The following is a 247-nucleotide window of genomic DNA, read 5'->3' on the forward strand; positions in this document are numbered from 1 at the left end:
CCACGTGCCGGCCCATGCCGACATCCACGACCTCGACGTGATCTTCGTGGACGAGGAGGACAAGGCCAACCCGCTGGGCGTGAAGGGCGTCGGCGAGATCGGCATCGTCGGCACGGCGGCGGCCATCGCCAACGCGGTGAATCACGCCACCGGCAAGCGGGTGGGCGACATGCCGATCACCCCCGAGAAGCTGCTCTGTCCGGACCGGGAGGGGGGATCACCCCCTCCCCGTTTCGGTGAGGCCCGG

General features: G+C 70.0%; 1 protein-coding gene. It reads left to right on the plus strand.

What is annotated here, in order from left to right; translation table 11 throughout:
- The coding region (locus PU683_RS20800; RefSeq protein ID WP_277174511.1) for a hypothetical protein at nt 1-247 on the plus strand (247 nt) is incomplete at both ends.

It is taken from the genome of Candidatus Kosakonia sp. 282A-S69 (assembly GCF_029433855.1).
Taxonomy (GTDB): Bacteria; Pseudomonadota; Gammaproteobacteria; order Enterobacterales; family Enterobacteriaceae; genus Kosakonia; species Kosakonia cowanii_A.